7 protein-coding genes and 1 pseudogene are annotated in these 11023 nt (G+C 58.2%); 4 read left to right on the top strand and 4 right to left on the bottom strand.

What is annotated here, in order from left to right; genetic code table 11:
- Positions 1 to 82 precede the first annotated feature (82 nt).
- Entirely contained in the window at positions 83 to 937 is an 855-nt protein-coding gene (purU, locus tag QPL98_RS16190; RefSeq protein ID WP_153741059.1) for a formyltetrahydrofolate deformylase, read from the bottom strand.
- 144 nt (positions 938 to 1081) lie between these two features.
- On the opposite strand from purU, the gene ggt reads away from it, so the two are divergent.
- The 3 genes from ggt to ftsH are packed head-to-tail and all read left to right on the top strand — an operon-like array spanning position 1082 to position 5033.
- The gene (gene ggt, locus QPL98_RS16185; protein ID WP_303293615.1) at positions 1082 to 2842 is read left to right on the top strand and encodes a gamma-glutamyltransferase; all 1761 of its coding nucleotides are present in this window, start codon (positions 1082 to 1084) and stop codon (positions 2840 to 2842) included.
- 44 nt (positions 2843 to 2886) lie between these two features.
- The gene (locus QPL98_RS16180) at positions 2887 to 3135 is read left to right on the top strand and encodes a YkoF family thiamine/hydroxymethylpyrimidine-binding protein (RefSeq protein WP_011784528.1); all 249 of its coding nucleotides are present in this window, start codon (positions 2887 to 2889) and stop codon (positions 3133 to 3135) included.
- Positions 3132 to 5033: an ATP-dependent zinc metalloprotease FtsH gene (gene ftsH, locus QPL98_RS16175; RefSeq protein ID WP_153741057.1), complete on the top strand. Its 1902-nt coding sequence runs from the start codon at positions 3132 to 3134 to the stop codon at positions 5031 to 5033. The genes QPL98_RS16180 and ftsH overlap by 4 nt, the downstream gene beginning before the upstream one ends.
- Before the next feature lie 27 nt (positions 5034 to 5060).
- On the opposite strand, the gene QPL98_RS16170 is transcribed toward ftsH, so the two are convergent.
- Genes QPL98_RS16170 through yghU form a run of 3 tightly spaced genes read right to left on the bottom strand, consistent with a single transcriptional unit; the run spans position 5061 to position 9205 of the window.
- Positions 5061 to 5936, bottom strand: coding sequence for a universal stress protein (locus QPL98_RS16170; protein WP_227548916.1), 876 nt, complete (start codon positions 5934 to 5936; stop codon positions 5061 to 5063).
- Positions 5911 to 8316: a Lon protease family protein gene (locus tag QPL98_RS16165; RefSeq protein ID WP_303293614.1), complete on the bottom strand. Its 2406-nt coding sequence runs from the start codon at positions 8314 to 8316 to the stop codon at positions 5911 to 5913. Before QPL98_RS16165 ends, QPL98_RS16170 begins: the two co-directional genes overlap by 26 nt.
- Positions 8317 to 8332: 16 nt before the next feature.
- Entirely contained in the window at positions 8333 to 9205 is an 873-nt protein-coding gene (gene yghU / locus QPL98_RS16160) for a glutathione-dependent disulfide-bond oxidoreductase (RefSeq protein WP_022992571.1), read from the bottom strand.
- A gap of 169 nt (positions 9206 to 9374) precedes the next feature.
- On the opposite strand from yghU, the pseudogene QPL98_RS16155 reads away from it, so the two are divergent.
- Positions 9375 to 10487, top strand: a pseudogene (locus QPL98_RS16155) (IS3 family transposase).
- Positions 10488 to 11023 lie beyond the last annotated feature (536 nt).

The raw sequence follows: 11023 nt of genomic DNA, 5'->3' as shown, positions 1-11023 counted from the left end.
TTTCCGGGCCCCGTCTTTATTCTTCAACAAGCCGCCAAGCATACCACAGACCGCCCCCACCGGGGGCAACTGTGGTAAAGCCTTAATCAAACACCACGGTCTTGTTTTCGTAGGTAATCACGCGGTCTTCAATGTGGGACCGCAGGCCCCGGGCCAGAACATTTTTCTCCACATCCTTACCCAGACGAACCATGTCTTCGATGGAGTCGCTGTGACTGATCCGAATGACGTCCTGCTCGATGATCGGGCCCTCGTCCAGATCCTCGGTGACATAGTGGCAGGTGGCACCAATCAGCTTCACACCCCGGCTGTAGGCCTGATGGTATGGGCGGGCACCCGCAAACGACGGCAGGAAGCTGTGGTGAATATTGATCACCTTGCCGGAGTACTTTCCGCAAAGCTCGGCAGGCAGAATCTGCATGTAACGGGCCAGCACCACCACGTCGGTTTCGTATTGCTGGAACAGCTCGTCGATATGAGCGAAGGCCTCAGCCTTGTTCTCTTTACTCACCGGCACATGGTGGTAAGGAATCTCGTGCCACTCCACCATACGGCGCAGATCATCGTGGTTGGAAATCACCGCAACGATCTCGCAGTTGAGCTCTTTGCTGTGCCAACGGTGCAACAGATCGGCCAGGCAGTGTGATTCCTTGCTGCACATCAGGATAACCCGTTTGGGGCGCGCGGAATCAGCAATGTGCCAGTTCATGTTGAACTCGCGGGCAATCGGCTCAAAGGCGGCACGGAACTGGTCCAGCCCGAACGGTATCGATTCGGCCTTGATTTCATGCCGCATGAAAAACCAGCCGGCCTGGGTATCGGAGTGGTGGCTCGCCTCGGTAATCCAGCCGTTATAGGTGGACAGAAAATTACTCACCTTGGCAACAATCCCGACCCTGTCCGGGCAGGAAATAACAAGACGATAGGTATGCTCCATGAAGCCTTTCCTTAACTTGAATCCGGGGAAAGCGGGCGCGACAGGAAACCACAAACCGGACATTCACGGCGATGGTCGGTACGCACCGGTAAAAATGACCGGCTATGATAGCCTATCTGACAGCCAGAAACGAGGAATCCGACCATGGACAGAGTGATCTACAGCCCCGCTTCGAAAATCAGCCACAGGCGGCTCTGGAGAGCGACAGCCACGCTGATGCTTTTCCTGCTTGCCAGTAGCACAAACGCCAACGAACAGGCCATTCTGGAAGGGGAGCGCTTCCATCCGGTACAGGGCTCCCAGGGTATGGTTGCCACCAGCCACACCCTGGCCACAGAGGTTGCCCTGAAGGTATTGAAAGACGGGGGCAACGCCATTGATGCCGCTGTTACCGCCGGCTTCGCCCTGGCCGTCACCCAACCCCGTTCCGGCAATATTGGCGGTGGCGGCTTTCTGGTCTACTCGCCCGGTAACGGCGATGCCCCGGAAGCCATTGATTATCGCGAAACCGCACCGGCTGCAGCCACCGAAACCATGTTTCAGGATCAGGACGGCAATGTCGTGAGCGAGCGCAGCCGGTTCAGCCATAAGGCCGCCGGGGTACCCGGCACCGTAGCCGGGCTGGCGCTGGCACTGGAGCGGCACGGCACCCTGAGCCTGAGCCAGGCCCTGGCCCCGGCGATTCGACTGGCCCGGGAGGGTTTTGTGGTACCCCACCGATTCACCGAAGGCCTGGAGCAGGCCCGGGACCGCCTTGAACGCTGGCCAGCCACCCGCGCTACCTTCTATAAAAAAGATGGATCGGCCCCACAACCTGGCGAAGTGTTTCGCCAGCCGGAACTGGCCGACACCCTCCAGCGCATTGCCAAGCAGGGCGTAAAAGGCTTCTATGAAGGTGAAACCGCACAGTTGATTGTGGCGGAAATGCGACGGGGCGAGGGTCTGATTACTCTGGAAGACTTGCGCAACTACGAACCCGCCGTTCGCCAGCCGGTCCACGGCACCTATCGGGGATTTGATATCTACTCCATGTCGCCGCCCTCCTCCGGCGGCACTCACATCGTGCAGATCCTCAACATTCTGGAGGACTACCCCATCGGCGACTGGGGGCACAACTCCGCAAACACCATCCACCACATGGCCGAGGCCATGAAACTTGCATACGCAGATCGCTCGGAATACCTGGGGGATACAGACTTCGTAGCTGTGCCGCTGCAAGGGCTGACCAGCAAGGGCTACGCCGACCAACTTCGCGCATCCATCAAGGCAGACAAGGCCCGGCCCGCCAGCGAGATCGCGCCTGGAAAACCTGGGCCCCGGGAAAGCCCGGAGACCACACACTTCTCGGTGGTGGACCGCTGGGGCAACGCGGTATCAAACACCTACACCATCAATTTCAGCTATGGCTCGGGCATTACCGTGGCCGGTGCCGGCTTTCTGCTCAATAACGAGATGGACGATTTCAGCGCCAAACCGGGGGTTCCCAATGCCTATGGCCTGATCGGCGGCGAAGCCAACAAAGTGGAGCCAGGTAAACGCATGCTCAGCTCCATGTCGCCGACCATCGTACGGAAGGACAACCGGAATTTCCTGGTAACCGGCAGCCCCGGCGGCTCCCGGATCATCACCACCACCTTGCAGGTGATCATGAATGTGATCGACCATAATATGAACATACAGACAGCCGTCAGTGCGCCGCGTATCCACCACCAATGGTTACCGGACGAGATTCGGGTGGAACAGGGTATCAGCCCGGACACTCTGGACCTGCTACGGGCGCGAGGGCACACCATCAACACCGGCTCGGCCATGGGTGCCATCCAGAGCATCCTGATTGGCGAAGACGGCACGCTTTACGGCGGAGCCGATCCCCGGCGCAGCACCTCGTCTGCCATGGGATTCTGAGCCATTCAATATTGACCGGGCGCATACCGGACAGGAGGTAACTGATGTATCTTTCCGTACAACTGAGCTGCTATCCGCTCAAGGACGATTACAAACAACCGATCTGGGATCTGATTGCACGCCTGGAGCAGACCAGCCTTGAGGTCCACCCTGGTCGCATGAGTACCGAGATCTTCGGCGAGTATGACGAAGTGATGAAAGTGCTCTCAGACACCATGAAATGGTCTTTCGAGACCTACGGCAAATCGGTGTTTGTAGCGAAAATCATGGAGGGTGACCGGAGGCCGAAATGACACCCAGCAACGAACCCGGAAAGCAGGATCAGTCACCGCAGCCGCAACCGGCGATACCCAACCAGTACTCGTTTCTGTGGTTGAGCGCGGCCATTTTCCTGATGTTCCTGTGGCTACAGGGCAATAACCAACAGCAACAACAGGAACTGGCTTATTCCGAGTTCAAACAGGCCGTCATGAGCGGCCAGGTTGCCGAAGTTACCCTGCGTACCGAAGAGATCAGCGGACGCTTTACGGATTCCGGTGCCAGCCGGTTTGCCAACGACAGCCGGCCACCGTCGAGCAGTTTCATAACGCTCAGGCCACAGGTGGAAGACCCGGAGCTACTACCACTACTGGAAAGACAGGAAGTACTGGTTCGAGGCTCCCGCTCCGGCCGCCCCTGGTGGCAGGAGCTGATCCTGGGCTTCCTGCCCTGGATCCTGTTATTGGCGCTGATGTTCTGGTTCTGGGGTGCCGCCCAGAAACGCATGACTCAGGGCGGCGGCCCCTTTGACTATGGCAAGTCCAGGGCCCGCCGCGCCCGCAGAGAAACCTCCACCACGACACTGGACGATGTAGCGGGCATTGAGTCCGCAAAACGGGACATTTCGGAAATTATCGACTTCCTGAAGTCGCCGGATAAGTATCGTCGTCTGGGCGCCGTGATGCCTAAAGGGGTTCTCCTGGTTGGCCCGCCGGGCACCGGCAAGACTCTGTTGGCGCGGGCCATTGCCGGCGAGGCGGAAGTCCCCTTCTTCAGCATCAGCGCCTCGGAGTTTATCGAAATGTTCGTGGGCGTTGGCGCGGCACGGGTTCGGGACATGTTCCAGACGGCTCGCAAGGAAGCCCCGGCACTGATCTTTATCGATGAGCTGGACGCCGTCGGACGCTCACGGGGAGCTGGCCTGGGGGGCGGCCACGACGAGCGCGAACAGACCCTGAACCAGATTCTCACGGAAATGGACGGTTTCGAGGCCCATGAGAACGTTCTTGTGCTGGCCGCCACCAACCGCCCGGATGTATTGGACACCGCTCTGCTGCGCCCGGGCCGGTTTGACCGGAAAATCACCCTGGACCGCCCTCACCGGGAGGCCCGGGAAGCTATTCTGAAGGTACATGTGCGCAAGGTGCCGCTGGCTGCGGATGTGGACCTGACGCAGGTGGCCGCGCGCACGACCGGCTTCTCCGGCGCCGACCTGAAAAACCTGGTGAACGAAGCGGCCCTTACAGCCGCCCGAGACAACCTCGTTGAGGTAAACAACCACTGTTTTGAAGTGGCTCACGATCGCCTGATTCTGGGTGAGGAAAGGGACGCCCAGTTAACACCGGAAGAGCGTGAAGCCGTGGCCTACCACGAATGCGGGCATGCCATTATGGCCTATTACATGCCCAAGGCAGATCCTCTCACCAAGATCACCATTATTCCCCACGGCATGGCCATGGGAGTGACCGAACAGACCCCGAAAGAAGACAAATACAATTACACCGAAAGTTACCTGGAGGACCGCATCAAGGTGATGCTGGGCGGGCGTTCTGCCGAAAAGATCATCTACGGAGAGGTCAGCACCGGCGCCCAGAATGACCTGAAAGAAGCCACCAAACTATTGAGACGAATGGTCGGCCAGTGGGGCATGAGCGAAAAGATCGGCCCGCTGGGCCTGGGCATCGGCGAAGAACATGTGTTCCTTGGCCGGGAAATGGGCGCGCCCCGGGAGTACAGCGAAAAACTCGCGGAAATGATCGACTCGGAAATCCAGTCGCAATTACTGGCCTTTGAAGCCTTTACCGTGAGCTTCCTGACCGAACACCGGCAGGAACTGGATGCCCTTGCCAGAGCCGTCATGAAAAGGGAAACCCTGTCAGCCGGGGAAATAACCGAGGTGCTGGAGGAAGCTCGCAGCCGGGAGACCGCCTGAACAACTGCCGGCACAACAGCGGTTTGCTCAGGGCGTGATGGTGACCGGTAGATTCAGTTGGCAAAGCAGGGACTCCGCGCCTTGCTGTTCAAACAGGCTGCACTGACGGCTGATCACCAGCTGTGCTGCTCCCTCCTCCCGCACGGCCCTCGCCATGGCAGCAGCACCGGCTTTGGGCAAACGCCTGACCCGGGCAGCAATGCCCCCGGCTTCAAGCATGGCTGCAAGCTCCTCAAGCAATTCGCGATCATCAGCGGCGTCTGAGCGCACCAGAACCGTCAGCGCCCGCTGCCCACGCCTGGCCAGCTCCACGCCTACCCGCACAGCCCGATGATTCGCGCCCTGATCGTGGTTCAGCAACACCACCACCCTGCCCGGTGGTAATGAGCGCGATTCCGGCCACAACAGCACATCTCCCGGCGCCTGCCGCAACAGGCCCCGCGCGGTTGAGCCCAGCTTGAAAGATGAAATACCGGACCAGCCAGCCCCGCCGAGCACCAACAAATCATCAGGCTGTACCAGCCCCAATACCTGCTCTACCACTTCACCCCGGCATAATCTCAGTGCCTGGGCCACACCCCAGGGCGCCAGGGTTCGCTCGAGAGTACGGCGAAGCTTCTCTGCAGTTGCTTGCATACGGACTTCCAGAGCGTCGACATCCATGGGCCTCGCCACGCCGGAACTCCGGCCCACTTCCCGGGCAAAACCGTAACCGGCACTACGCAGCAGGCTTACTTCCTCCACAAAGATACCCAGAACTTCGGCTTGCTGCGCACGAGCAATGTCTGCCGCAGCCTCCAGGGCTGCCAGACTCCGCCTGGAACCATCCAGCAACACCAATATCCGCCGGGCTACGGCGGGGTCTGGCTCCGGAGTTTTATGACTGACCGTTGTGTCCGCCATTGCCATTATCCTGACCCGTGTCTTTGTCCTTGCTTTTGCCAACCTCGGCAAACGCGGCCAGCCTGTCTGCCACGCGTCGGTTAAAGCTGCCCTCAGGGAACACGCCATCAGCATCCGGTTGCCCCGGCTCCAGGCCCGTCAACAACTCAATGGCCTGGTCGATATGGGTAACGGGATAAATGGAGAACCTTCCGTCCTGCACCGCTTCCCGCACCGATTCATTCAACATCAGATGCTCCACATTGCTGGCCGGCAACAAGGCACCCTGGCTGTTTACGCCGCCGTCCTGCCGGCAGACATTGAAGAAGCCTTCAATCTTTTCGTTGACGCCACCCACCGCCTGCACCTCACCATGCTGGTTCATGGAGCCGGTAACCGCCAGGGACTGCTTGAGCGGAACGCCGGCGATGGCGGACAACAACACACAGGTTTCCGCCACCGAGGCAGAATCCCCTTCCACGCCACCGTAGGATTGTTCAAAGGCCAGACTGGCCGACAGTGAAAGCTCATTCATCGGCGCATAACGATTGGCCAGGAACCGGGACAGAATCATCACCGCCTTGCTGTGGATCGGCCCACCAAGCTTGGCTTCCCGCTCGATATCCACCACCTGGCCCTTGCCAGGGCGCGCCGTAGCTGTAATTCGGGTGGGCTGGCCAAAGCGGGTGGCGCCTAGCTGCAGTACCGACAGACCATTCACCTGCCCCACCTGCTCGCCCTGAGTGGCAATCATCACCACGCCCCGGCGAATCTGCTCCAGACTACGCTCGCGGACCCGGCTCGCCCGGTAGTCCCGCTCGTCAATGGCCTGCTGCACATGGCTGGCGCACACGTATGGGCTGTCGGCCACACCAGCCCAATGATCCGCCTCGGTGAGCAGATCTTTCAGTACACGATCATGGGCCGTCAGCTTGTTCTGATCGCTGGCCAGACGGCTCGCGTGTTCAATCAACCTGGCAACCGCCTCCCTGTCCAGGATTCTTACGCCAGCCGACCGGGCCATGGTGGCAATCATCCGGGCGTAGAGTATGTAGCTGGCCTCATCCCGCTCCATGTCGTCTTCAAAATCCGCTTCCACCTTGAACAGGTCCAGAAAGTCCGGATCGTAGTGGGACAGCAGGTAATACAACATCCGGTCGCCAAGCAGCACCACCTTTACCGAAAGCGGAATCGGCTCCGGTTGTTGGCTTACCGTGGTGGCGAGGCCATACAGGCGCTCCAGGGATTCGATGCGGATCTCGCCGGAAAAGAGTATGCGTTTGAGGCTTTCCCAGGCCATCGGCTGCGACAGTACGCGCCGGGCATCCAGAATCAGGTAGCCGCCGTTGGCCCGGTGCAGAGACCCGGCCCGAATCAAGGTGAAATCCGTGTACAGGTTACCCTGGTGGGCCCGGTGTTCGATCTGGCCCGCCAGGTGCTGGTGGTTGGGAAGATCTTCATAGATGACGGGGGCCCCACGGGTCTCGGCATTATCCACCAGCAGATTCACCCGGTAACGGTTCAACAACCCTGCCGGTGCGCCGTTTTCGGTATCCTGAAAGGCCTCGGCATGCTCCACCACATCCTCTCGAACCGCGTCCAGGTGCGCGACCACGGCCGGCACATGCGCCCACTTCTCGCGCAGCTCACCCATGGGCCCGCCCAGGGTAAGCTGGACCATTTCCTCATTCAGGGCATGGACCCGCTCCCGAACTTCCTTGCGCAGCCGGGGCACCTGCTGTATGGCCTGCTGCAGCTTTTTCTGGAGGTCTTCCACCTTGGATTCCACCAGTTCCTTTTCTTCATCGGAGAAGGTCTTGTATTCCTCAGGCTCGATCACCTCGCCGTTGCGCATGGGCGCAAAGGTGAAACCGGCCGGGGTGGTGAGCATGGCAATATTATTGGCGTTTGCCTCTTCCTGAATCGCAGACAGGCCTTGCTGCTGGCGCCGGGTAACCTCTTCCTGCAATTCCTGAATACGGGCCTGGTATTCCTCGCTTTCAAAGGTGGCCGGTATGGTAGTCTTCAGTTCGTTGGCCAGTTCGCTCATATCGGCCTTGAACAAGCGACCCTCCCCCGGCGGCAGCTCAATGGCCCCGGGTTTGTCCGACTGCTGAAAATTGAACACATGACACCAGTCCGACGGCACCGGTTTTTCCGCGGCATGGTTGGCCAATACCCGCCGTACCAGCTCATGCTTGCCGGCACCGGAGGGCCCCAACACGAACAGGTTAAACCCCTGGGCCTTCATGCTGGCCCCGAATTCCAGGGCACGCAGTGCCCGGTCCTGACCGAAGGGCAGAGCCAGATCTTGCAGACTTTCCGTGGTTTCGAAATCCAGTTTGTCCAGCGGGCACCGATGGTAGATCTGTGCTTCGGTCAGAGCGTCGGGCAGAGCCATCCGTCCTCCTTATGGCTTAGGCGTTGCCTTCCAGTTTGTCCTGGGTGCGCAAATCAAAATCGCTGGCATCGTGCCGCTCGTGCAGCTGGGAGGCAAGATCGCCCCAGGCCTTGTTCACCATACGGCCACGCTTTACTGCCGGGCGTTTGGCCACCTCGTCGGTCCAGCGAACCACGTTGGTATAGGTGTGGGCTTCCAGGAATTCGGCCGCCTCGTACACCATGTTTTTCACCAGGGCTCCGTACCAGGGCCAGATGGCCATGTCGGCGATGGTGTATTCATCACCGGCAATGTACTGGTTATCCGCCAGCTGACGATCGAGCACGTCCAACTGGCGCTTCACTTCCATAGTGTAGCGGTTGATGGGGTACTCGTACTTTTCTGGCGCGTAGGCATAAAAGTGACCAAAGCCGCCTCCCAGGAAAGGCGCACTGCCCATCTGCCAGAACAGCCAGTTCATGGTTTCGGTGCGTTTGGCCGGGTCCCTGGGCAGAAACGCATCAAACTTCTCCGCCAGGTAGAATAGAATGGAACCAGACTCGAAAACCCGGATTGCCGGGTCCACACTACGATCCAGCATGGCAGGGATCTTGGAGTTGGGATTCACCTTCACGAACCCGCTGCTGAACTGATCCCCTTCGGTGATGCGAATCAGCCAGGCATCGTATTCCGCCTCCTTGATGCCTTTTTCCAGCAGCTCCTCAAACATGACCGTTGCCTTAACACCGTTGGGCGTTGCCAGGGAATAAAGCTGGAACGGATGCTCCCCCACCGGCAGCTCTTTTTCATGGGTAGGCCCGGCGATGGGGCGGTTGATGTTAGAGAACTTGCCGCCGTTGTTCGGATCCCATTTCCAGACTTTCGGAGGTGTGTAAGTTGGGTCACTCATTCCGTTTTCTCCCATTGGCTTTACAGGGTTAGTGGCATGACTGTAACCGAATCCGGCACGGGTACGCACGTGGAATACGTCTGCGCGGGATTGTAATCCTGTAATCCCCCCAAAAAATAATCGAGGTTTTGAGTAGAGACTTTTACAATGATCGCAAAAGGAGCGACAGATGAAGAGGTCTCGATTCACCGACAGCCAGATCATGGCGATCCTGAAGCAGCACGAAGCCGGCGTTCCGGTGTCTGAGCTGGCAAGGGAACACAATGTCAGTACGGCACTGATCTATCAATGGCGCTCGAAGTTTGGCGGCATGGATGCATCAATGATGAAACGCCTGAAGGAACTGGAAGCCGAGAATGCCCGCCTGAAGAAGATGTACGCCGAAGAGCGGCTTAAGGCCGAGCTCCGTCAGGAAGCGCTGGAGGGAAAGTTGTAAGGCCATCTCAACGCCGGGAGATGGCCAGAAAGGGCGTGGCCAAACATGGCATCAGTATCCGTTTGGCCTGCTTGGTGTATGGCATCAGCGAGACCTGCTATCGGTACCAGGCAAAGCTCAGTGGCGAGAACGCTCTGGTGGCTGACTGGCTATTGCGCCTTACCCAGACCCACAAACGCTGGGGCTTTGGTCTGTGCTTCCTGTATCTGGGCAATGTGAAGGGCTACACCTGGAACCATAAGCGCGTGTATCGTATTTATCGGGAGCTGGAGCTGAACCTACGCATCAAGCCACGTCGACGAATCCAGCGGGATTATCCGGGCGAGCTGGATGTTCCGACATTATCCGGGCGAGCTGGATGTTCCGACGGCACCGAACCAGGTCTGGTCGATGGACTTCATGAGTGATCAACTAGTCAGCGGTAAGACGTTCCGGACCTTCAATGTGATCGACGACTACAACCGGGAAGGACTGGGCATCGAAGTCGACTTGTCATTACCCGCACTGCGGGTGATTCGTGCTCTGGATCAGGTCATTAAATGGCGTGGCAAGCCCGCCGCCATTCGCTGTGACAATGGGCCAGAGTATATCTCACAGTCATTGATAGACTGGGCCAACAGAAACCGGATAACGCTGATCTACATTCAGCCCGGCAAGCCCACTCAGAATGCCTACATCGAGCGCTTCAATCGAACTGCACGGCATGAATGGCTGGATTTGCACCAGTTCGAAAGCATTGCCCATGCTCAGCTTCTGGCAACTCAGTGGCTGTGGCAGTACAACAACGAACGACCGAACACGGCTATTGGAGGAGTTCCACCTTCCAGACTGCGGAAGGCAGCTTAACCTCTACTCAAATGAGCGGTTAAAAATGGGGGGATTACAACATGTTATGAGTTTTCACTGTGGTAAGCGTTCATCAAGGAATTTAATCTTGCTGTCTCGGGCTTTTGGTTGAATAGCTCTGGGTCTCGCTCGAAAAGCATTTCGATGTAGTTGTGCATGATTTTGTACTCTCGAATGCTGCGAATTTTTCCCCGTCTCAAGATCGGGTTAACTTGAAACCCGAACACGTGCCGGTCAAGCACGATGACGCCGAACCTCAACAAGGCGAAGACCACCACTAATAGAGCAAACATAAGAATCAATGGCACCCAACTTTCCTCAATTTACTCATAACGCCCGGCTCATGCGCCGGTTTGGAGCCGCGAAGCGGCGGAAAACCGGTCGCTGTGCAGCCGATTGTTAAGCTTACCAATCATGTGAAGTGGACCCCAAATTTTGGACAGGTGCCTAAGCTCTGATTCATCATCTCCATAAGGAGGAGAATCATGAGCAAGAAACGCAAGCAATACAGCGCATCATTCAAGTCCAAAGTTGCC

It is taken from the genome of Marinobacter sp. ST-43, assembly GCF_030541085.1.
Taxonomy (GTDB): Bacteria; Pseudomonadota; Gammaproteobacteria; order Pseudomonadales; family Oleiphilaceae; genus Marinobacter; species Marinobacter nauticus.
This window is presented reverse-complemented; position numbering and strand designations above follow the sequence as displayed.